The 23240-nt window shown below is 46.8% G+C and carries 19 protein-coding genes and 1 pseudogene; 16 read left to right on the top strand and 4 right to left on the bottom strand.

Annotated elements, in window-relative coordinates; genetic code table 11:
* Window positions 1–77 precede the first annotated feature (77 nt).
* The gene (locus ATB76_RS12975) at window positions 78–911 is read right to left on the bottom strand and encodes a pyruvate, water dikinase regulatory protein (RefSeq protein WP_038865048.1); all 834 of its coding nucleotides are present in this window, start codon (window positions 909–911) and stop codon (window positions 78–80) included.
* Window positions 912–1091: 180 nt separating this feature from the next.
* Here ATB76_RS12975 and ppsA point away from each other — a divergent pair, with 180 nt between their 5' ends.
* The 5 genes from ppsA (at window position 1092) to ATB76_RS12950 (ending at window position 7158) form a co-directional block, all read left to right on the top strand.
* Entirely contained in the window at window positions 1092–3461 is a 2370-nt protein-coding gene (gene ppsA / locus ATB76_RS12970) for a phosphoenolpyruvate synthase (RefSeq protein ID WP_061035402.1), read from the top strand.
* Window positions 3462–3644: 183 nt separating this feature from the next.
* Window positions 3645–4424, top strand: coding sequence for a lipoprotein (locus ATB76_RS12965; RefSeq protein WP_039975510.1), 780 nt, complete (start codon window positions 3645–3647; stop codon window positions 4422–4424).
* A 117-nt stretch (window positions 4425–4541) separates the two neighbouring features.
* Entirely contained in the window at window positions 4542–5363 is an 822-nt protein-coding gene (locus ATB76_RS12960; protein ID WP_061035401.1) for a LuxR family transcriptional regulator, read from the top strand.
* Window positions 5364–5444: 81 nt separating this feature from the next.
* Window positions 5445–6701, top strand: coding sequence for a tyrosine--tRNA ligase (tyrS, locus tag ATB76_RS12955; protein ID WP_061035400.1), 1257 nt, complete (start codon window positions 5445–5447; stop codon window positions 6699–6701).
* 160 nt (window positions 6702–6861) lie between these two features.
* Entirely contained in the window at window positions 6862–7158 is a 297-nt protein-coding gene (locus ATB76_RS12950) for a Dabb family protein (RefSeq protein ID WP_061035399.1), read from the top strand.
* A 69-nt stretch (window positions 7159–7227) separates the two neighbouring features.
* Here the strand turns inward: ATB76_RS12950 and ATB76_RS12945 are convergent.
* Window positions 7228–8435 (bottom strand): annotated as a pseudogene (locus ATB76_RS12945) (DUF1214 domain-containing protein).
* Between the two features lie 396 nt (window positions 8436–8831).
* On the opposite strand from ATB76_RS12945, the gene ATB76_RS12940 reads away from it, so the two are divergent.
* Both ATB76_RS12940 and ATB76_RS12935 read left to right on the top strand, forming a co-directional pair.
* Window positions 8832–9857 carry an AraC family transcriptional regulator gene (locus ATB76_RS12940; protein ID WP_061035398.1) on the top strand — a complete coding sequence of 342 codons (1026 nt, stop codon included), beginning with the start codon at window positions 8832–8834 and terminating at the stop codon, window positions 9855–9857.
* A gap of 125 nt (window positions 9858–9982) precedes the next feature.
* Window positions 9983–10987 carry a DUF1214 domain-containing protein gene (locus ATB76_RS12935; protein ID WP_061035397.1) on the top strand — a complete coding sequence of 335 codons (1005 nt, stop codon included), beginning with the start codon at window positions 9983–9985 and terminating at the stop codon, window positions 10985–10987.
* A 76-nt stretch (window positions 10988–11063) separates the two neighbouring features.
* On the opposite strand, the gene ATB76_RS12930 is transcribed toward ATB76_RS12935, so the two are convergent.
* Window positions 11064–11978, bottom strand: a complete 915-nt coding sequence (locus ATB76_RS12930) for a LysR family transcriptional regulator (protein WP_061035396.1) — start codon at window positions 11976–11978, stop codon at window positions 11064–11066.
* A 28-nt stretch (window positions 11979–12006) separates the two neighbouring features.
* Window positions 12007–12366 carry a DUF6559 family protein gene (locus tag ATB76_RS12925; RefSeq protein WP_038865028.1) on the bottom strand — a complete coding sequence of 120 codons (360 nt, stop codon included), beginning with the start codon at window positions 12364–12366 and terminating at the stop codon, window positions 12007–12009.
* Between the two features lie 129 nt (window positions 12367–12495).
* Between ATB76_RS12925 and ATB76_RS12920 the strand changes: the two genes are divergently transcribed.
* The 9 genes from ATB76_RS12920 (at window position 12496) to ATB76_RS12885 (ending at window position 23220) form a co-directional block, all read left to right on the top strand.
* Window positions 12496–13377 carry a LysR family transcriptional regulator gene (locus ATB76_RS12920; RefSeq protein ID WP_005441424.1) on the top strand — a complete coding sequence of 294 codons (882 nt, stop codon included), beginning with the start codon at window positions 12496–12498 and terminating at the stop codon, window positions 13375–13377.
* 103 nt (window positions 13378–13480) lie between these two features.
* Window positions 13481–14563: an efflux RND transporter periplasmic adaptor subunit gene (locus ATB76_RS12915; protein WP_061035395.1), complete on the top strand. Its 1083-nt coding sequence runs from the start codon at window positions 13481–13483 to the stop codon at window positions 14561–14563.
* Window positions 14564–14572: 9 nt separating this feature from the next.
* The gene (locus tag ATB76_RS12910) at window positions 14573–17629 is read left to right on the top strand and encodes an efflux RND transporter permease subunit (RefSeq protein ID WP_061035394.1); all 3057 of its coding nucleotides are present in this window, start codon (window positions 14573–14575) and stop codon (window positions 17627–17629) included.
* Window positions 17630–17631: 2 nt separating this feature from the next.
* The gene (locus tag ATB76_RS12905; RefSeq protein ID WP_061035393.1) at window positions 17632–19116 is read left to right on the top strand and encodes an efflux transporter outer membrane subunit; all 1485 of its coding nucleotides are present in this window, start codon (window positions 17632–17634) and stop codon (window positions 19114–19116) included.
* A gap of 159 nt (window positions 19117–19275) precedes the next feature.
* Window positions 19276–19431: a DUF5993 family protein gene (locus ATB76_RS28450; RefSeq protein ID WP_005429588.1), complete on the top strand. Its 156-nt coding sequence runs from the start codon at window positions 19276–19278 to the stop codon at window positions 19429–19431.
* Between the two features lie 12 nt (window positions 19432–19443).
* Window positions 19444–19983, top strand: a complete 540-nt coding sequence (locus ATB76_RS12900) for a disulfide bond formation protein B (RefSeq protein WP_038876637.1) — start codon at window positions 19444–19446, stop codon at window positions 19981–19983.
* Window positions 19984–20200: 217 nt separating this feature from the next.
* Window positions 20201–21427: a sodium/glutamate symporter gene (gltS, locus tag ATB76_RS12895; RefSeq protein WP_038876636.1), complete on the top strand. Its 1227-nt coding sequence runs from the start codon at window positions 20201–20203 to the stop codon at window positions 21425–21427.
* A 148-nt stretch (window positions 21428–21575) separates the two neighbouring features.
* Window positions 21576–21830, top strand: coding sequence for a hypothetical protein (locus tag ATB76_RS12890; RefSeq protein WP_038865015.1), 255 nt, complete (start codon window positions 21576–21578; stop codon window positions 21828–21830).
* Window positions 21831–22203: 373 nt separating this feature from the next.
* Window positions 22204–23220, top strand: coding sequence for a GGDEF domain-containing protein (locus ATB76_RS12885; protein ID WP_038865014.1), 1017 nt, complete (start codon window positions 22204–22206; stop codon window positions 23218–23220).
* Window positions 23221–23240 lie beyond the last annotated feature (20 nt).

Genomic DNA, 23240 nt, shown 5'->3' with positions numbered 1-23240 from the left:
CATAAGAAAACAAGGTGCCGATATTGGCTATCGGCACCTTGTTAAGTTCTGTACTCAAGTAATATCCGGAAATGTCCTTAAAATAGGCGACGTTTCATTCCTGCTCTTTCTAATATACGCGTGGTGATTTCTTCCACCGACAGCGATGACGTGTTGATGTAAGGGATAGCTTCTCTTCTGAACAGCGCTTCTACCGTATCAAGCTCCAACTTACATTGCTCAGTGCTGGCGTATTCGCTGCCTGACAAGCGGTTCTCGCGGATTTCATTCAACCGTTCAGGGTTGATGGTTAAACCAAACAGCTTATGACGATGGATTTCAAACTCCGGTAATAAACGCATCATCTTGACGTCTTCGGCGATAAACGGGTAATTCACTACGCGCATACCAAATTGCATCGCCATGTATAGACTGGTGGGCGTTTTACCACTTCTCGACACACCCAGCAAAATAATATCGGCCTCTTCTAAGCCTTTTAAAGTGATGCCATCATCATGAGCAAGCGTGTATTCAATCGCAGCAATTCGGTCGAAATAAGTATCAGAATCTTTACCAACACTGCGTGAACGTTGCAGCTTTGGTTGTGGCTTCATTTGAATGTCGTCTCCTACTTTCTGCACAATGCTCTCTAACACGTCATAACAATTTGCAGGGGCTTTGCGAAGCAATTCACGAAGTTCTGGTACCACAATTGAGAAGAATACCAATGGCTTAACGCCTTCTCGCTGGTAGGAAATTTCAATTTCTTTAATAACATCGGCAACTTTGTCTGGCGTTTCGACAAAAGGAAAGGTTTTTTCATTAGCAATGAAAGGAAACTGACCCAGAACAACATGCCCTAATGTCTCACATGTTATGGCTGTTCCGTCAGAAACATAGAATACATCACGACTTTGGCTATTTATTTGCATTTTTGTTTATTTTTTCAAATTCATTTGAGTAGGATGGTTTACATAATATTAATAAATCAATTTGGCTTGCAATTACGTTCCCCACAGCTTTGAAAATTCCTTGAGAATTTTTTTTAGTCAATACGTAATCGTTTGCCTTTAAGTCCCCCTACAATTGCTGCAATGTTTCTGGAGAAAGACATGCAAAAGAACACCCTCTGGTTCAATGGCCTATCCATGGATGATGTCGACAAAGTCGGCGGTAAGAATGCTTCACTTGGCGAAATGGTTTCTAACCTAGCCAATGTTGGCGTATCAGTACCAAACGGTTTTGCGACCACCTCTTATGCGTTTAATCAATTCCTAGACCACGAAGGTTTGGATGAACGTATTCACCAACTACTTGATGAACTAGACGTTGAGGATGTAGAAGCACTGCGTGAGACAGGTGCAAAAATCCGTCAATGGGTATTAGAAGCGCCATTCCCTGCGGATCTTGAACAAGATATCCGTGATAACTACAAAGAACTGACAGACAATCATCCTGAGATTTCTGTTGCCGTTCGCTCTTCTGCAACTGCAGAGGATCTACCGGACGCGTCATTTGCTGGTCAGCAAGAGACGTTCCTAAACGTAAAAGGCATTGATGCAGTATTAGAAGCGACCAAGCACGTTTACGCTTCTTTGTTCAATGACCGTGCAATTTCATACCGTGTACACCAAGGCTTTAACCACCGTGGCATTTCGCTATCGGCAGGTATTCAACGCATGGTGCGCTCGGACAAAGCCTCTTCTGGCGTTATGTTCACCCTAGATACGGAATCTGGCTTCGACCAAGTCGTATTCATCACCTCTTCTTGGGGCTTGGGTGAAATGGTGGTTCAGGGTGCGGTTAACCCTGATGAATTCTACGTTCACAAACCAATGCTAGAAGCGGGTCAACACCCAATTGTTAAGAAGACCTTTGGCTCTAAGCAGATTAAAATGATCTACTCAGACCGTCAAGAGATCGGCAAGCAAGTGGAGATCATCGATACTTCAGTAGAAGAGCGCAACGCCTTCTCTCTGAATGATGAAGAGATCAAAGAGCTAGCCAAACAAGCGATGATCATCGAAAAGCACTACAAACGTCCTATGGATATTGAGTGGGCAAAAGATGGCATCGACGGCAAGCTTTACATCGTACAGGCACGCCCAGAGACAGTATGTTCTCAAAGCGAGCAAAACGTGATTGAGCGTTACGAGCTAAGCAACAAAGCAGACGTTTTGGTTGAAGGTCGTGCGATTGGTCAACGTATCGGCAAAGGCCCAGTGCGCTTAGTCGACTCTCTAGACCAAATGTCATTGGTGCAAGATGGTGATGTGCTGGTGACAGACATGACTGACCCAGATTGGGAACCGGTGATGAAGAAGGCGTCTGCGATTGTCACTAACCGTGGCGGCCGTACTTGCCACGCAGCGATCATCGCACGTGAGCTTGGTATTCCTGCAATCGTTGGTTGTGGTGATGCAACCAGCAAACTGACGGACGGCGAGACCGTGACTGTGTCTTGTGCAGAAGGTGAAACGGGCTACGTTTACCAAGGCGAGCTGGATTTCGAAATCAAACGCTCTGCAGTCGATGAGCTTCCGCTGCTTCCAACCAAAGTCATGATGAACGTGGGTAACCCAGACCGTGCATTCGACTTCGCTCAAATTCCAAACGAAGGTGTCGGTCTTGCGCGTCTTGAATTCATCATCAACAAGATGATTGGTATTCACCCGAAAGCCTTGCTGAACTTTGATGCTCAAAGCGATGAGCTAAAAGCTGAAATCACTGAGCGTATCAGTGGCTACAAAGATCCAATCGATTTCTACGTTAGCAAGCTAACCGAAGGCATTGCGACTATCGCGTCTGCATTCTGGCCAAAGCGCGTGATCGTTCGTATGTCTGATTTCAAATCGAACGAGTACAGCAACTTGGTGGGCGGTAAAGGTTACGAACCACATGAAGAGAACCCTATGCTGGGCTTCCGTGGTGCGTCTCGCTACATTTCTCCAGTGTTTGAAGACTGTTTCGAGCTAGAAACTCAAGCAATCAAACGCGTTCGTAACGAGATGGGTCTGAAGAACGTTGAAATCATGATCCCATTCGTGCGTACACCAAGCGAAGCGGCATCGGTTATCGACCTACTAGCCAAGTTCGACCTACGCCGCGGCGACCAAGGTTTGAAAGTCATCATGATGTGTGAGCTACCGTCAAACGCAGTACTTGCTGAAGAGTTCTTAAAGTACTTTGATGGCTTCTCTATCGGCTCAAACGACATGACTCAGCTTACGCTTGGTCTAGACCGTGACTCTGGCGACGTTGCTCACCTATTTGATGAGCGCAACCCAGCAGTGAAAGCCATGCTGCAAATGGCCATCGATGCGGCAACCAAAGCTGGCAAATACGTCGGTATCTGTGGCCAAGGCCCATCAGACCACGATGACCTAGCGGAATGGTTGATGGAACAAGGCATCAGCTCTGTGTCATTGAACCCAGATACGGTTATCGATACTTGGTTGAAGCTAGGTAAAGTGAGCAAGTAATACGCTCCTTTCCAACTCGCAATGCAAAGCCCTCAAGCCTCGGTTTGAGGGCTTTTTCTTTGTCTATCATGTCAAAGCTCTGTGAGTTCGTGACGGCAATCCCAACCTAAACGGCGTGCTAATTTTCCCTCTGAGATTTTTCACCTAGAATGAAAGAATCTGATTTCATAAAAGAATGGACCTATGAAAAAGCCACTTGCACTTGTTACCGCTTTAACGCTACTCGCCTCTCCGGCTTACGCAGATTGGGACGACATTTCTAACAGTCTCTCAGACCTTGGTGACGCCGTCTCTGATACTGCAAAAGACACATGGGATGACACCAAGGCGTTCTCTAAACAAGCTTGGCAAGATTTCACTAACTGGTCTGAAGATGCGATCAACACCGCGGGTGAATGGACTGATGCCAGTATTGAGACCAGTAAAAAGTGGATCGACGATGCCGATAAGAAAATCGATGAATTGATGGAAGGTGATACGCCAGAAGAAGCGCGCCAAGCAATTGATTTAATGGCGGATAGCACTCTGCTAAAGCTCTTCAATGAGAAACCAGAAGCGAAAGATCTTTACGATAAAGCTTACGGTTATGCGGTGTTTGATTCTCGCAAACTGTCGCTGATGTTCCATACCAACTCCGGCTCTGGTGTTGCAGTGAACAAGTCGACGGACAAACGCACTTACATGAATATGTTTGGTGCGGGTGTTGCCCTTGGTGTTGGCGGTAAGTTCTACCAACAAGTGGTGTTGTTCGAACATGAAAAAGATTTCAACACCTTTGTCGAAGAAGGCTGGGAAGCATCGAGCGAAGCTTCTTTAGTCGCTGGTGAGGATGGCGAAGAGATGACAGCGCAATTCAACAGCGGCGTGGCCGTGTATCAGCTAAACACCACTGGCTTGTTGGTTGATGCGAACGTTTCTGGCTCGAAATACTGGGTCAACAAAGAGCTGACCGATTCGCAGTAATCGCTTGGTTACAATGATTTATTGATGGGGAGCACAACGCTCCCCTTTTTGATCACTTTGGGATCACTGTCTGTTGCGTTATGCTTATCTCAACCTTTATCGCACGCTCGAATTCCCATGCCTAACGACGCATTCAACACTCAACTTGCAGAAACAATTTCTGCCCTTAACTCACCAAGCTTTACGCCTAAACTCATGCGCGTTATTGCTTCGTTATTGAGTTTTGATTGCGCGGTGATCCTCGGTTACCGCGAAGGCAAACACCCTATCTATCTTTATGATTCGATTGAGAATGAGCGCGAGCTTTTGTTCCAGCGTTATCTCACCACCTCTTTTCAAAACGACCCGTTTTACCAGAAGCTTAACGCCAGCAAAGAGCAAGGCATTTTTACGCTCAAAGATGTCGTAAGCAAAGACCTCGTACGTAACGATCTCGATTACCAAGCCTACTGTGAGCAGTTTTACCATCAAACGGGCTGGAAGGATGAACTCAGTATGCTGATCGAAATCGAGCCGACACGTTGGGTGATGCTCTACTTCGGTTTTATGCAGGACGATAAGCGCTTCACCAAGGCTCAAGTCACCAAGCTCAAATCTTACTTCGCGATTATTCAGTCTTTGTGCCAACAGCACTGGAAACAAACCGAGTTTACACTCGCCGAACCAGTATTCAGCCCTAACGCCTACTCGGGACAAATGCGTGCAGCGATTGAATCCGCACTGGCATCTTTTGGCGAAACTGTACTCACCAAACGAGAACAAGAAATCGCGGCATTGATCGCGCAAGGCTATGACAGCAAAGAGATTGCAACGCAGCTAGATGTGGCAGAGGGCACCGTTAAGAACCACCGTAAACGCATCTACGCACAGTTAAATGTCGCGTCGTTAAGCGAGTTCTTTCAGTTGTTTCTCAACCACCTGATCACTCAATCAAGATAACAAACTGTCCCTTTAGGGATATATCTCGATTCCGCATCGCCTTTTAATCTGAATACAACCAAACCAGATAAAGATAAGACGATGACACTGATTGAAGATTTACAAGCTCGCGGTTTGATTGCCCAAGCGAGCGATTTAGACCAAGTTCAACAACTGCTATCTGAGCCACAAACCTTGTACTGCGGTTTCGATCCAACCGCAGGTAGCCTGCACATTGGCCACCTTGTACCACTAATTATGCTCAAGCGCTTTCAAGACGCAGGACACCAAGCCATTGCTCTGATTGGTGGTGCGACCGGTATGATTGGTGACCCAAGCTTTAAAGCCACAGAGCGAAGCTTAAACTCTGAAGAGACCGTAACGGGTTGGGTGCAAGATCTGTCAAATCAAATTCAACAGTTGATGAGTAACCAAGTCAGCAAGCCAATGATCATGGTAAACAATGCGGATTGGGTGAAGCAGATTAACGTGATCGACTTCTTCCGTGATGTAGGTAAGCATTTCTCCGTGAATACCATGATCAGCCGAGAGTCGGTGAAGCAACGCTTACAACGTCCAGACCAAGGCATCTCATTCACCGAGTTCAGTTACGCACTGCTGCAATCTTACGACTTCGCAGAATTAAATCGTCAGTACGGCTGCCGTCTGCAAATCGGTGGCAATGACCAATGGGGCAACATTGTTAGCGGCATTGACCTTACTCGCCGTCAAAATGGAGAACAAGTATTTGGCTTAACCTTACCTTTGATCACCAAATCTGACGGCACTAAGTTTGGTAAAACCGAAGGTGGTGCAGTGTGGTTAGATCCAAGTAAGACCTCGCCTTACGCTTTCTACCAATTCTGGTTATCCGCGGAAGATGCCGATGTTTACCACTTCCTGCGCTACTACACCTTCTTGAGTTGTGATGAGATTGCAGCGATTGAAACACAAGACAAAGAGAGCAAAGGCAAACCACAAGCACAGCGTATCCTAGCAGAGCAAATGACGCGTTTTGTCCACGGTGAAGAAGGCTTAGCAAGTGCGGAGCGAATCACTCAAGCGCTATTTAGTGGCAATGTGCAGCAGCTAAGTTTGAGCGAGCTAAAACAGTTGGAGCTCGATGGCTTACCGAGCATGCAAAGTGCTGAGCAAGACTTGGTCGAGCTTCTGGTTGAATCAGGCTTAGCCAACTCAAAGCGTATTGCTCGTGAACTGATTGGCAACAACGCCATCAGTGTGAACGGCGAGAAAGTTGACGCAGAAAACCCAAGTTTGAACTTCCCGTTGTTCGATCAGTACTGGTTGCTTCAACGCGGTAAAAAGCATTTCTACTTGGTGAAACGCGTCGAGGGTTAACGGTTCCCATCTAACGACCTAGCTAGACCAACAAAAACGCGAGCCAAAGTGCTCGCGTTTTTGATTCCCTATTTTGTGAAGCCAAAAGCTAACTTTAGAGTGGATGCCCGTTATAGTGTTGTTCTTCAAACACAACAAAATATAACAACAGCTCAAAACCATGGTCAGACACATTCTACTCATCAAATTTAAAGCTTCTGCCGCCAGCGATAAAATCCAACAACTTCGAGCGCTATTCGAAGCCATGCCAACTAAGGTGGAGGGCGTCACCGACGTTGAATGGGGCTTAAACAACAGCCCAGAGGGAAAGAACAAAGACTACACGCACGCTGTGATGATGACGTTTGCCGATGAAGCGGGTCGTCAGAACTACCTACCTCACCCAGAGCATGATGTATTGAAAGAGGTATTTAGACCACTGCTTGAAGACATCATCGTGTTTGATTACGAAATCTGACTCTCTCAGGTGAATGTTCGGACAATTAAAAAGCCACCACGACAATTTTCATCATGGTGGCTTTTCGGGTTATTTCACGTGTTTAAAGTTTGGCAGAATCGTTTCTGGTTTCTGTTCAACAAACGCTTTGCTTGGTGAGTAAGCGCGGAAATACACAAACCAGTTTTCATCTGGTCGAGTTTGTACCCAGTTTGCTTCATTCACACCTTCTGCTTGGTTGGTGAGAAATGGAACGTGTAGTTTCCGTCTGCGTCTTTCACTGTGCCCGGAACGTTTGAGCCGACATCCGCACGTTGAATGTCGTTATCGATGATGGCGCGGTTTTCCACGTTGTACACCGTGATGGTCCAGAACAGATCGGCGTAGTTCACATCGCCATCTAATGTCAGCGTGTAGTGATTGCTACCATTTAGGCCATAGCCTTCGCCGTCACGATAGTTATCAAGGTATATCTGACCCCAGCCACCATTTTCAAAACCATGCATCGCAATGTCGTTCGTCACCGCTTCATAAAACCATGCCGCGCGACCATCGAGATCCATGCCATAAGCGCGATCTTGGTTTGGTGTTGATGCTGTTGCAACTTCCCAACGGTTCCCTTCAGGCCCGTATTCTGATTGATGTAAGCGACCCGTTTTGTTGAAGTCGATATTCTTAGTCATGGCCTCACCAAGTACTACCGCTTCCTTCATGATCTTCACTTGCTCGGCATTTGGTTCGAACGGTTTACCCTTCTCAATGCCCAATGGACGCAACATGTCATGCATCATGCGATCGCGCTCTGCAACAGGTTCTGTTTGAATGGCTTCGTTGAGCACTTGCCAAAACTCCATACCACGTGGGTGTTTCGCATCGAGACCTTTTTTCGGGAAGTTAACACCTCGATCGCTGAGTGGTTTGCCATCCAGATGCGTGATTGACATCGACTCCAAGTCCGTCATGCGCTGTTTCTCGGTTTTCGCCATTAAGCGCACACCAAAGAAGACATAGTTGGTATCAGATTCAAGTACCACCGCATCTTTTGGGAGGTTCTTTGGTGTTTCGCTGCCCTTAGCTTTTATGACGTATGTGCCTGGCTTAGTCATTTGTGCAATGCCAATCTGCCACATGGTATGCACCGCACCACGCAGTTCATCGGTCGGGATGTTAACCACTACGGGCTCTTTCTCTACGTTAAACCATGTAATGGCGTAAGGCGTTGAGGTGTTGTAAGTTAAGCCGCCTAATTTAGACTGGTGAGACGCCACATAAGTAATTTGGCCATCTTCTGAGCCCATTTTTTCATACGCCGCCTTCCACGCGTAGTTAGACGTCAGCGGAATAGACCAAATGTAAGCTTGTGTAGCGCGCTGAAAATCCATCAGATCAAACAATTTCTTTGAGCTTTCCTCTGTTGGAATGCCGTTGAGCACGCTGGTTTCAAAAGCAAAATCACCAGAGCGGGTGTGCATGTTCTCAATCTTGATGTTGTTGTCTGCGTATGCGCTACTGGTTAAAGCGGCAAATATCAAACCAGAGATAAGGGTTTTCGTTACTTTTTTCATGTCTATTCTCTACTCGTCGTTTCAGGCGGTATCGGGATGAGGTTGAAATCAGCCATTTCTTGACCAACTCAATGTGGCGCAGTATAAAAACAAGCCAAGACCTAAAATTGACATTTTGAGAATATTTGAGTGAAAAACGAATATCGATTGAGTGCGTTATACCTCTCTGCTTTTCCTAGATTGTGCAGACGATATGGTGTGGAGCCTCAAACCTTAACCTCAAAGCTCAATATTCAAATCTCAACCTTACACGATGAAAACCAAGAGCTTAGCCACCAGCAAACTGCAGAACTGCTGAACTTGGCTGCCAAAGAGACCCAAGACCCGCTGTTCGCCCTAGAGCTCAGTACCTTGATTGACTACCAGTCTTTGGACATCGCTATGTTGCTGATTGCCAGCCAGGAATCTCTCGCAAACATCTATCCAGTTTTGTTTGGTCTATACAGCTATCAACAGCGCGCTTCACGCCATCAACTTGATATCCGTGACGACATTGCTCGTCACTTTACCCAGTTCTTATTCGAACCCAACGTCGATACAAGCCAACACGCCTTGCTTTCCATTGGAGGTATCATTACGACATTCAAGATGGTACTGGGCGAACGACTGAAGTTGCATCGAGTGCATTTTAAAGCGCGCTACCAAGGTGAATCAGGAGTACAGCAGCAAACACAGATAGAACGTCTTGAACGTTTCTTTGGATGCAAAGTGATATTGGGTAGTCAGTTCGATGGTTTTGAGTTCCCCAAAGCCCTACACGCAGAAAAGCCCGATTTGGAGATGACCATCACCAATCAAATGCGACGCAAAGTCTCTCACGGTCTTCAACATCACAACACGCTATTGGAAATCACCACCAACTCGATTCTGTTATTGCTTCCTCTCGGTGATATCAGCAAAACCTTGGTCAGCAAAATGCTCGGCATCCACCCCAGAACATTGCAGAACTTGTTGAACAAAAATAACCTCACCTACCGAGATATCGTGAATTCAGTCCGCGACACAGAGAGTAAGAAGCTACTCACCAACAGCGAATATCCAATCCGCACCATTGCTGACATGCTTTGCTACGCTTCTGCCGATTCTTTTATCCGCCAGTTCAAACGCACCAATGGCATCACCCCTTTGCAATATCGAAAACAGCATTGCGTGTGACGGCTAGCAATCCAAGCTTGCAATTCGATTTGGTTATTATCTAAATTACATCAATTCATTTCTGTCATCACAATCATATCGATAAAGTGAGGTCATCTCTTAATGACGACCTCAAGGTAAGCGACATGAAAAAGACCATCTTAGCGACTCTTATTGCCATCACCTCTATGCAGACCATGGCAGCCGTTAAAGTGACCGACGAAAACTTCGCCCGCGCAGAAACTGATCTGTACTTCACTCAACAACTAGAGCGCCAACCAATCAATGTGTTTGACCACAACCGAGACAGCGTCACCGTTGATAATCAGATGATCATTCGCTCAAACACCGACTTGCTCTACTCGACAGCCGTGGTCGATGTGTCGAAAGGGGCCACTTTCCGTTTAGCGAAAGGTGATGCTTACCAAATCATGCATTTCTTCAACAACAATCACGACAACCACATGGCGATTTATGGTGGTGACGAGATCTACATTGATTCGAAAATTGCAGGCTCGGATTACATTTACATCTTAATGCGTACCGCTACGACGGCAGGCATGGAAGAAGCACATCGCTTACAAGATGCCGCCGTGATTGATGCAAAATCCGCAAAACCATTTAAGCCAGCGCAAGATTGGGACAGCGCCTCTCGCGACGCGGTGCGTGCGAAATGGGAGAAGCAAGTCAACACGATTAAGACTGAAGAAGCCTTCACTACTGGCATTACTGCAACGCCAGATAACAAGCAATTTATGATTGGTACCGCTGTGGGCTGGGCTGGCTTACCAGCAGAGTACGCTGTGTACTCTTCACGAGCAGGTACTGGCAAAGTTGAGTGTGCTGACATCACCTTCGATAAACCGTCACTAAGTTATGAAAAAGGCGGTTACTGGTCTATCACGGCATACTCAGGCAAAGGCTGGTTGATGACGGATAACAACAGCGCAGACTCAACCTCCGCTGTACCAAACAAAGATGGCTCTTACACCATTCACTTCGCACCGAAAGGCGAGACCTGTGGTGCCGCGAGTAACGTAATTGAAGTGAACGATGCGGGTTGGAACTTCGCGCTGCGTGCTTATCGTCCAAGTGACAAAGCTAAAGCGATTGAAGAAATGCACAACTTCCCGAACGTGACGGCAAAATAACGCAGAACAGGCTTAATCTCTTCAGACCAAGCCTCTGAGAACACACCTCTAAGAACAAGCCTCTCGATGGAGAGGCTTATTGTTTTTCTTGGATGATAGCTTGGGAAGTGGTGATGATTTTTCTTTTGAGCCACTGATGCATAGGGTGCATGCGTTTATTGTGCGATTCCACCAGCACAATATTTTTAAGCTCATCTGGGGTGTGATTAGGGAAAGAGACGTACTCAAACTCACCGCGCAGATAATAAGCAAGCTGTCGAGAACAAGGCAAGATGATCTCACTCTGCTTAACCACATCGAGCAAGGTATGCAAATAGGAGCTACGCGCTTTTACTTTCAACACTTCACTTGAAAGGTGCTTAGCAATAAAGGGCTGAGTATCATTCCAACCCGGCACCACCAAACTGGCGTATTCTGCTTGATTGATTTCAGCTTGAGACAAGGTCTTTCCTGCCAACGGGTGGTTGATTTTCACTAACCCAACAAAATCATCTTCACCAATCACTTGGTGGGTAAATTGCTTATTGGTGTCGATCGGCGAATAGTTGATGGCCGCTTGAATTTCGCCATCGAGCAACTTTTTGAGTGTTTGAGAACCCCAATTCACTATGTTTACTTGTGCGTTTGGTGCCTCCTCAATCACCGCGAGACACAAGCGTGCACCGAGCCAATTGGAGATAAAGCCATTAATCGCAATGGTAATGTTGCCTTGGTAGTCGGCAGGTTCAAACGTTGGCGAGTCAAGAATCACCTCATCCAAACTCTCCATGATCATCGGCAGCTTGTCACCCAACTCAAGTGCACGAGGCGTTGGCTTTAAGCCAGAGTGAACACGAGTAAACAACTCATCATCAAAGTAATCACGCAGCCTTCCCAACGCTTTGCTGACTGCAGGTTGGCTCAACGCTAATTGGTCACCCGCAATACGCGTGTTCTTGGTTTCAAGTAACACCAGAAAGATGCGAAGTAAGTTGAGATCCAGTTGCTTCATCGTGATTCGTTCCCTAATACAACCCTGTTTAATATCGGCTATTCATTCCGAATCGGTGCGACATGTCATCGTCCATACGACCGCCTTTCCAACCACCCGAACCAAGTAGATTCAGCACGTCTTGTGCGGTGTAATCTCCACCATCAAAAAAGTCATTCGAGACATCAGCACGGAAGGAACTAAGCTCAGCTCTAACTTCTGCGGTCAGTTCTTGAGGATCGGCATACAGAGCCAAAGCGATCTGTTGTTGGCGCTTGCTCAACTCGCTTGTGCTGCTTTGTACTTGTCCAATAGAGAAATACTCGCGACTTCCATAGCCCTTAATCAATCTGGCAGAAAGCAACTTAATGACCTTCTTGATTCGACGACGTTGAATGACTCTTAGCACATTAATTCCCTATTTCTCTTTTCAAAAAAGTATCGGTTATCAAAAGTCACGTTATATTTTGTGCATAACGTAATGATGCTTTAGAGTGTCACGGTTTAGTACAGTGTTCAATAAGCATGGAGCGCCAGTGTGAAAATCGACGATCTTAAACTCTTCATTAAAGTGGTCGAGCTAGGAAGCTTTACCGCCGCGGCAAACGCATTGGATCTGCCGCGCGCGAATGTGAGTCGACGAATTGGCGAATTAGAGCAATCTTTAGGTGCTCAGTTATTCCATCGCACCACACGCAGTTTATCGCTAACTAATAATGGCGAAGCCTACTACGAGAACCTACAAAAAGCGCTGACGATGCTCGATTCGGCGAACGAACAAGTCAGCAACGATACCAATGAAGTTCGCGGCCGCATCAAACTTGGGTTATTGCCGGAAACCGATGAACTGGTTCGCCCAATTCTGTTTAACTTCCACGATAAATACCCACACGTTGAGTTGGATATTCGCAACATCAACAATGGCTTTAGTGACATGTTCCAACAGGGCTTGGACATCGCCTTTCATGGTGGCGCCCTATTTGATTCCGACATCGTTGCCCGTAAGCTTTTGACACTCGACCGTTGTTTAGTTGCTTCTCCCAATTACCTTGAAACACACGGCATGCCAGAGAACCTAGAACAATTGAAGGAGCACCAGTGTGTCTGTTTTCGTTGGCCAAATGGCGAGGTGGACAATGTATGGCACTTCCAAGAGCAAAGTGTACAGCTGCATCCGAAGCTTATTTCCAACAACATTGGCTTTATTAAAAACGCGACGATTTTAGATCGCGGCATCACCTTTATGCCTAAGCTACTGGTGAAGCGTGAGTTGGAATCCGGCAGCTTGGTGCAGCTATTGTCACAATATTCTGTCACTGAAGAATCGGGGTGGTTGCTTTACCCGCAGCCTAAGACATTGAGTCAGGCGAGCCGCCTACTTATTGACCACCTCATTAAAGAAATCCCAAAACTCGTTTAGCTGAATGCATTGTCTCGTTTTTTGAGACAGTGAGTCTCATTGCCGAGTGATTATCTGAACATTGTACAATTGTATGATGGCACCAAAATTATGGAGCCATCGTATGAATCGTCTATTCAAAACTACTGCATTAGGTGCCGCAACATTGGCACTGTTTGGCTGTAATCAAAGCCAAAACACGTTCACCGAACCAGAGTCCCCTCGCCCAATTCAAGTTGTTGAAGTAACGGGTGAAAATACGGCGTTGAACAAATCGTTTAGTGGCATTGTTCAAGCAAAAGAGACCGCCTCCCTTTCTTTTCGCGTTCCTGGCACGGTTGACCGCGTTTTGGTGAAGAAAGGCGATCATGTCGAGAAAGGACAGATCATTGCTACGCTTGATCCACACGATTACCAAGTCTCATTGGAAGAGTTGCAAGCGCGCATGCTGGAAGCGAAGTCTGCGCATAAACTGGCGAAGGCTGAGCTAAAACGCGTTAAGCAAGCCACCGATGATGACGCGATTGCCAGTGTGAATTTGGATCGAGCCATCAGCGGTTATGAGCGCAGTTTGTCTGCGGTTAAAGTGGTAGAGAAGAATATTCAACGCGCGCAAGATGCCTTGGCTTACACTACGCTGCGTGCACCATTTTCTGGCAGCATTGGCGAGGTACGAATCGACGCATTCGAGCAGACATTGCCGGGCGTAAGCGTCGCCACTCTTCAACAAGACGGTCAATGGGAAGTGGATATCGATGTGCCTGAGAACATGATTCGTCAGTTTAATCTTGGGCAAACAGCGGCACTGTCTTGGTATGCTTCAGAGCAAACATACCGTGCTAACGTCGCTGAAATCGCGCCTAAAAAGCATCTCATCAAACAAACTTACCCTGTCACTCTAGCTATCGATTCAATTTCTAGCGAACTGTTCAATGGCAAAGCCGTTACGGTCACAACCTCATTTCAGCCCGATCAATCCAGTCATTGCTTCCCCTATTCTGCGATTTTAGGTGCAAAGAAATCGCTACACGTCAATGTCGTTCGTGACGCTATCGTGCACACCGAGCCAGTGAGTTTGCAGTCCATCGACTCTCATCAAGCGTGTGTCTCTGGCGCTTTCCACCAAGGCGACTATGTGGTCATCAGCGGCACCCATTATCTGCAAGCTGGCGACAACACGCCGAATTTAACCATCAAAACGCTATAGGCTCGAATCATGATCAATTTAGCTGAATTCGCGATAAGACAGCGCACTTTCGTGTTGTTCTTTATCGCCTTAAGTGTGGTGGCAGGGCTGTATTCTTACTTCGATTTAGGCAAGTTGGAAGACCCTAGCTTCACGGTTAAAACCGCCGTCGTTGTCACCTTGTATCCGGGCGCCTCGGCGAAAGAAGTAGAACAACAAGTCACCGATACCATTGAGACCAAGCTGCAAGAAATGGCCGAGTTGAATCGCCTGCGTTCTTTGTCTCGTCCGGGGATGTCGATGGTATTTGTCGACCTGAAAGAGAGCCTCAATTCCAAAGCACTTCCGCAGCAATGGGACTTACTGCGCCGCAAAGTCGACGACGTGAAACTGCAACTGCCGTCTACAGCGCAAATCAGCATTGTTCAGGATGAGTTCTCTGAAGTGTATGGCATGCTTTTCTCTATCCATAGCCAAGACGCCGCACCAGAAGAGTTACGCCGTTATGCAGAAGAACTGCAACGCCAAATCAAAGCTGTAAAAGGCATCAAAAAGATTGAGCTACACGGCGTGCAACCACGAGTAGTTTACATTGATATGCCTGACGAACGTCTGGCTCAATATGGTTTGTCTGTCGCGCAGGTGTGGAACCAACTCAGCACACAGAACATGACCTTTGAAGCAGGCAAGTTCGATGCTGGTACCGAGCGCATTCGCATCACTCAAACCAGTGAATTTCAATCATTAGATGATATTCGTAACTTGGTCATCAAAGGTGGCGTGAGTGAGCTAGGTACAGGCTTGATTCGCTTAGGTGACATCGCTGACGTATCCATGGGCTACCAAACACCAGCACTAACAGAAAGCCGATTTAATGGTGAGCCTGCGGTGACGCTAGCGGTCAGCCCTGTGGAAGGCATTAATGTGGTCTCGCTCGGCGACACGATTCGCGACATCATACAAAACTACCAACAAACACTGCCGCTTGGCGTTGATATTTCTACTGTGGCTTACCAACCTGAAGAAGTGCAAAAAGCGATTGATGACTTCGTCGGTAACCTGCTCGAAAGTGTCGGCATTGTGTTTGTGGTGCTGTTGGTCTTCATGGGCTTTAAGAGCGCGACAATTGTGGGCTCGAGTTTATTGCTGACTATCCTGCTCACGCTGATCTACATGAATATCGCGGGCATTGATTTGCATCGAGTCTCGTTAGGTACCTTCATTCTTGCTTTAGGCATGTTGGTAGACAACGCTATCGTGATCACTGACATGATGATCGTAAAACTGGGCAAAGGTATCGAGCGCACACGTGCTGCTATTGATTCGGTCAAGGAAACCGCAGTCCCTCTGCTTGGCGCGACCGTTATTGCCATCATGGGTGCAAGCCCGGTCCTGTTCTCCAAAACTGACTCAGCCGAATTTGCGGGCTCAGTATTCTACATCGTCGCGTCTTCGCTTCTTCTGTCTTGGTTGGTCGCGATGACCTTCACCGTACTGATGTGTTGGATGTTCATCAAAGCAACACCTGTCGATGAAGACGCAAAGCCAAGCCGCTACAAGCAGTTGGTGTTTTGGACGGTTGATAACCCAATGAAAGCACTGACAGCATTGATTCCCCTGCTTTTAGTGACTGCCGTGACTGTACCTTACGTGGCGGTGAACTTTATCCCGCAATCGGATCGCCCTATCGTGTTTCTTGATTACTGGCTACCGAATGGCGCCAAGATCGAGCAAACCTCAGCAGACATGCGCAAAGTCGAACAGTGGCTACTCAAGCAGCCAGAAGTAGAAAGCATCTCTAGCTACATGGGCGCAAGTGCACCGCGCTTCTCGGTGACCGTAGAACCAGAGCCGCTTGATCCTGCATACGGGCAGATATTGATTAACACCAAGGATTACGAAAGCATCAGCCAACTTGTTGAACGTGGTGATAAGTGGTTGCAAAACACTTTCCCAGATGCCGAACCTCGCTTTAGAGCACTAAAACTGGCGACCTCAGACAAGTATGCGGTAGAAGCGCGCTTCTCTGGCCCTGATGAAGCGGTGCTGCACCAACTGGCGGATCAAGCAAAAGCCATCTTTGCTACTCACCCGGATGCCAAATACGTTCGTGATGACTGGCGTCAAGAAAGCAAGGTGCTCAAACCCATCATCAACCAAGACAAGATGCGCCAAGCTGGCATCAACCGTGCGGACATCGCTTTTGCTCTGAAACGCGCTTCTGATGGCATGCCATTAGGTCAGATGAACCTTAATGACGAGTTGATTCCAATTCAGCTGCGTGGCACTTCGCAAAATATGGCCTCACTAGAAACTCTGCCAGTACGTTCGCTGCTTGGCATGCACAGTGTGCCTCTCGGCCAAGTGGTTGATGGCTTTGAGCTAGTACCAGAAGAGAGCATGATCTGGCGTCGCAATCGCGTCAAAACCATCACAGCACAAGCAGGTGTTGAGCGTTCAACCACACCAGCAAGAGTACGCAACGCGGTGAAAGATCAAATCGAAGCGATTCCTCTGCCAATCGGCTACAGCTTGGAATGGGGCGGCGAATACTACGATGAACACAAAGCGGTTACTGACATCTTTAAACAGCTACCAAAAGCCATGCTGATCATGGTGATCATTCTGGTCGCAATGTTTAACGGCTTTAAGCAACCGATCATCATTCTAGCCACACTGCCTTTGGCGGCTACCGGTGCCACCTTTGCTCTGCTTGGTTTTGATAAACCATTCGGCTTTATGGCGTTGATTGGTGCCATCACCCTGACAGGCATGATCATTAAAAACGGCATTGTGTTGATGGACCAAATTGAACTTGAACGTGCGAATGGCCGCCCATTATCGGATGCCATCAAAGAAGCCACCGTTAACCGTACCATGGCGATTTCGATGGGTGCACTAACAACCGCACTCGGCATGATCCCGCTGCTTTCGGATCTTTTGTTCGACCAAATGGCAGCCACCATCATCGGCGGTCTGGCAGCGGCGACCGTGTTGTCACTGTTCATCATGCCGGCACTGTATCGCTTGGCATACAAAGAAAAATCACCAACAACGCAAACTGACGCTGAATTGAAGGAGGCGTAATCATGAGAAAGTTCGTTATCGCGCCACTGGTATTGGCAATGAGTTTATCCGGTTGTGCCGTTGGGCCAGACTATCAAACGCCAACCACCAGCATGGCAGAGACTTATTTGTATGCCGACCAAAATGGCGTCAGCCGCAATGCAGAGACAGAACCATTTTGGTGGACAGAGTTTAACGACCCAACGTTGAACGATTTGGTGCTTGATATGCAAAGCCAAAACATTCCGCTTAAGGTCGCGGCAGAGCGCATCAAAATGGCAGACAGCTATAAGAGCGTTGTTGAGTCATTCAAGGTTCCGACCATCAATGTTGGTGCCGGATACGTCAATTATCAGCTGAGTAAGAACGACTCACTGCTTGGCCCTGCGCTGAATCCGATTGGTGATTCCGCCGCTGGCCTGCCACCACAAATTGGCAATACAACCTTGTTAGACAACCAGCATGATGGTGTATTTGCGGGAGCAAGTATCGCTTGGGAATTGGATTTGTTTGGTCGCATTGATCGTCAATCCAATGCCGCCAAAATACGTGTTGAGCAAGCTGAAATCTATCAAAGCGGGCTGACGACTTTGCTTACTGCGGATTTGATTCATAACTACTTGCAGTATCAAGGTGCAAGCGAGCGTCTCGACTTAGCCAAATCAAACCTTGAAGACCAAAGAAAAACCATGGACTTGGTCGAGAAAGTGGTTCGCAGCGGTTATGGCTCGGATCTCGATTTAGCGCAAGCCAAAGCGACGCTTGCAGCGATGGAGTCAATCATTCCTCAGTTGGAAATCGCACAGCAAGTACACAAACATCGTATCGCGGTACTACTTGGTGAGCCTTTATCAAAAGTCGAAGTGCGACTTGCAGAGACTCAAGGTGTACCTGCAATGCAAAATGTCGTGCCAATCGGATTACCTTCCGACTTACTGCAGCGACGCCCTGATATCCGCTTAGCGGAGCGAGAAATTGCAGCCATCAATGAAGAGCTTGCGGCAAGTATCGCCAATCAATATCCGAAGTTCTTCTTAACCGGCGCTCCGGGCGTGTCTGCTTCTAGCTTTGATGACCTGTTTAGCAGTGATTCTTTCGGCTGGGTTGGCGCGGCAGGCATCAGTTGGAATGTGTTCGATGGCGGTCGTGGCGATTCTTTAGAAGACATCAACCAAGCTCGTTTTGACGCAGCAACACTGACTTACCAACACGCCGTAGATTCGGCTTTTGCTGAAGTGGATTCCACCTTATTTGCCTATGGCAGAAGCCAAGAGAATCAGCGCCGTATTGATGATGCTCTAGTTGCGACAGATAAAGCCGTGGGGAAAGCCAAATCTCTCTACCGTGCAGGGTTGATTGACCACTTGTCGGTGCTGGATGCTCAGCGCCAGCAACGCATGATGCAAGACCGACAAATCGCAGCCAAATTGCAAACGGCTCAGGTCACTGTCGCACTCTACAAATCACTGGGTGGCGACTGGGCATTAGAGCAATCTCCACAAAGTTAAACGGAATGAGTTAAGTAACGATTTTGGGGAGTGGGTTAGCTTCAACGGGGACCTCGAATCTAACCCCTCCTCTTTTTTATTGGGTATAAAGTCGCGCATTAGCTCGCATTTCCTATAGTTAAAAGGATTGAAATCAGAGAGTAAGGAAGGAACTCCCTCATGATGACATTAATCTTTTTGCTGTTATTGATTGCGATGCTCAGTGCATTTTTAGGTAAGAAAGCGGTGGGCTATGCCTTCTTTGCTTCCTCGGTGATCATTGGATTGTATTGGTTCAATCATCACGCCACCGACCCTCTATCCATCTTGTTGTAAGGGGGATTGCACATGAATCGAAACTATCTGGCTTTGCTCAATACCCTTGGTTTACTGGGCATGACAGCCGTTCTACTGATTGGCTTTGTTCTGCAATTTGTACTGAACGAGTTGCCTTGCCCTTTGTGTTTATTGCAGCGCATTGGCTTCATCATGATCATGTTCGGTTTCTTGTTGAACGTGGTGTATGGGCCGCAGTCTCGACATTATGGTGTGGTCCTTATCGGCGCACTCTATGGCGTCGCTACGTCACTGAGACAAGTCTCTTTACACGTGATTCCCGGTACGCCTGGATACGGTAGCCCTATCTTCGGGATGCACTATTACACTTGGGCGTTTGTGTTGTTTGTTGCCACCATTTTCGCGGTCGCCGTTATTCTGATGCTCACCAGTAAAGAGGAGTCTCCAGAACCATACGAAATGAGCAACCTAGGTCGCATCACATGTTTGCTGGCGATTTCTGTTGTGGCACTCAATGTTATTGGGACTTTTGCCGAATGTGGTCCTTATCAATGTCCAGACAATCCAGAAAGCTACTGGCTATTTCACTAACGAGTTCTTAATCGAAGCAAGAGGAGTCATGCATAGGTACATGTGACCTTGTATTACTCCTCTTTTCTATCGGTTACGAAAATACGATTCTTAACACAATCCGACTTGGTTCAAATTCGTTGGTATGCAATTGGATGTCATACAAACATGTCAGTATGTTTAGAGATAAACGTACCGATTAATTCTCTCATCATGTTTTACCAAAGCAGGAGTGGTTATGAACTTTGTCGACGGTGTATTACAGGTCGAATCTTTTCTCGCGGTGACCCTCGGGATCATCGTGTTGTTTTTAGGCAGGCGCCTAACCCAAGCCAGCAGTTTCTTAAAGGAATTCAGTATTCCTGAACCCGTTTCCGGCGGCATCTTAGTATCAGTGTTGTTCGCCGTTATCCATTACGTCACTCAAATCGATGTCCAATTTGATCTTGCTACCCGAGACTTGTTGTTGGTGTATTTCTTTACCACTATCGGCATCAACGCCAGTCTGCAAGATCTGTTCAAAGGCGGTAAGCCATTATTGATCCTGCTTTCGGTCACCATCGGTTATATGTTGATTCAAAACCTAACCGGCATTGGAATCGCGACCATGTTAGATCAGCCAGAGGCGGTTGGCTTGTTGAGCGGCACGGTATCTCTGATCGGCGGACATGGAACCGCGATTGCGTGGTCACCTCGCATCGCTGAAATATTCGATCTTGATACCGCAATGGAAATCGGCATCGCAAGTGCAACGTTTGGCTTGATCTTAGCAAGCTTGATGGGCGGGCCGATTGCAAAATACCTGATCAACAAACACAACCTAAAGCCAGCTAAAGTGGAAGAAATGGACGTGGGTACGGCGCAGGATGAACCGCAACCGTCTATCAATGCTTATGACTTCTTAGATGCGATGTTAGCGATCCATGTTTGTATCATCTTGGGCGCGATTTTAAACGAAGGCGTAAGCAGCTTAGGACTGGAATTGCCGTTGTTTGTGACCTGTTTGTTTGCCGGTATCTTGATTTCTAATCTTATTCCCGCCTCTTACCCTCGCCTTACAGGTACTCGTTGGCCAGCAAGAAAACCAGCGGTTGCGTTGATTGCGGATATGGCGTTGGGCGCGTTCTTAGCCATGTCACTGATGAGCATGCAGCTATGGGCTTTGGTCGATTTAGCAGGACCTATTTTTATCATTCTTGGCGCGCAGTTCTTTGTGGCTATTTGCATCGCCATATTCGTCGTTTTTCCTCTAATGGGAAAGAACTACGACGCTGCGGTTGTTTGCTCTGGTTTTGGGGGGATTTCTTTGGGTTCTACCCCAACCGCAATGGCGAACATGTCGGCCGTTGCACAAAAATACGGTAACTCTCACCAAGCCTTTATTATTGTGCCTTTGGTGTGTGCTTTCTTTATCGATTTGGCGAACGCGCTGATCATCCCTTACTTCATCCGGTGGATTGGCTAATTAAGATGCTAACCGGTTAAAAAGGGGTCACTTCGGTGGCCTCTTGATTTAATCGTGCAAATATTGCTACCACCTTGCCCCTCACTCAGTTGTATAATGCTTGTCTTGTAATATTTTGTTACGAACGTCGTAACCCTTGAGAAGACGCATGAACAGCAGCAGATGGGTTGGCTTAACAGTCGGCACACTTTTTTTAATTGGTACATTAATTCTATTTGGATCAACTGTGCATTCCGCGTGGTACAAGATCCCAGTAGAAGCCGTAAATGGTATCGCATTCACTCTATCCTTCGGATTGGGGTTGAATCATCTTGTTGCTTATATATCCGCTTTTTTCACACTCGCTGCGCTATTTTATCTTGGTTACGCGATGGGTTACCGTATCCATCAAAAACTCAAGTAGACACCTCATACTTTAGACTGAATTTAAATTCACTAGTAGGATGTAAGTACTAGTTTTACCTCACTAAATTTGCCGTTTACCCACTTTTTATGCGGACATATTGAGATCGGGGCATTTTCCCGAAAACCGTATAGTTTTATGCAACCCTGCCTCATAGAATAGTTTATAAAAACGGCAGTAGGTATCGAGCAACTTTATGAAATGCAGTGTCGCTTGCAGACGAGAAAAACGCCCAAAAAAGCACATGCGCCTGGCATTTACAGACTCATGCGGGGTAAGTCGTTTCGTCTTTACAAGTCATCCATCCACACTCAATCCATACAGAATCCTCTCCTAGTCTGCCCATTATTTGCTGTTCCTTTGAGACATAACTATGGACAGAACACAGTTCACCAAAATTTTTACGCGCTATTACATGCGCTCTACGAGTTTGGGCATTCTGATTACCCTATTCGCTTGTGCAATTAGAGGGGTAGAATTTGTTGTATACCTTCCTTACCTGTTCGCCGCTGTCGCCTGCCTAACTTATCTTTGGGCTGGGCGCTTTTTCGTTCTCGAACAAAAAAACAAAGCGGTGGTTATTGCTCTTATCCTCGGATTCACACTCACTTTTTACCTGTATTATTTTTTAGGCGGGCATTTTCTCTTTTCGTCGTTAGTGACGGTCAATCTCCTTTTAGCCTTAATTGAATTTGGCGTATTTTGGTCGCTAATTGCATACGCACTATCAATGGCTGCTTGCTTTAACATAGATTTGATAGTTGCAGGTAGTGACCCGTTTAAACTACAGGGTTTAAGTGAGTTCTCCATTCGGAGTACGTTTCTGTACCTGTTCAACCTTTTTATTTACAAAGGATTGCTTTCTATAGAGCGTTATTGGCAAAACGCTTGGCAAATGCAGTACGAACAGGTCGAAAAACTAGAAAGACTGCTCGAGATAGACGAGCTGACAGGGTGTTATTCCCGCTTTAAAGGCCATCAGTTAATTGAACATCAGATACAACGCGCTCAACCGTTTACTCTGTTGTACATCGACTTAGATAGCTTTAAAGCCGTGAATGATAAGTTCGGCCATGATGCCGGCGACAAGGTTTTGAAAGTCACCGCCCAACGGATCTTACAACTGCTGGGTAACGATCAATTTGCTACACGAATTGGTGGTGATGAATTCATCCTTTGTCTTCCCAACCTAGAAAGTACAAAGGATTTAGAACAATTTCAGTCTTTACTACAACACGCATGTAGTGCACCTATTTTCATCCATTTTCAAAACGTTCACATCGGTTTGAGTATCGGAATGGCGCGCTTCCCTCATGAAGGGAGTAACAGTGACGCGCTTATCCAGCATGCTGACCAAATGATGTACCTCACTAAAAAATCTAGAACATAGAAATTTGGCCCATCTCGGGC

It is taken from the genome of Vibrio sp. MOR3 (genome assembly GCF_001557775.1).
Classification (GTDB): Bacteria; Pseudomonadota; Gammaproteobacteria; order Enterobacterales; family Vibrionaceae; genus Vibrio; species Vibrio jasicida.
Note: the sequence above shows the minus strand (reverse complement) of the source record. Positions and strands in the feature narration are given on the sequence as shown.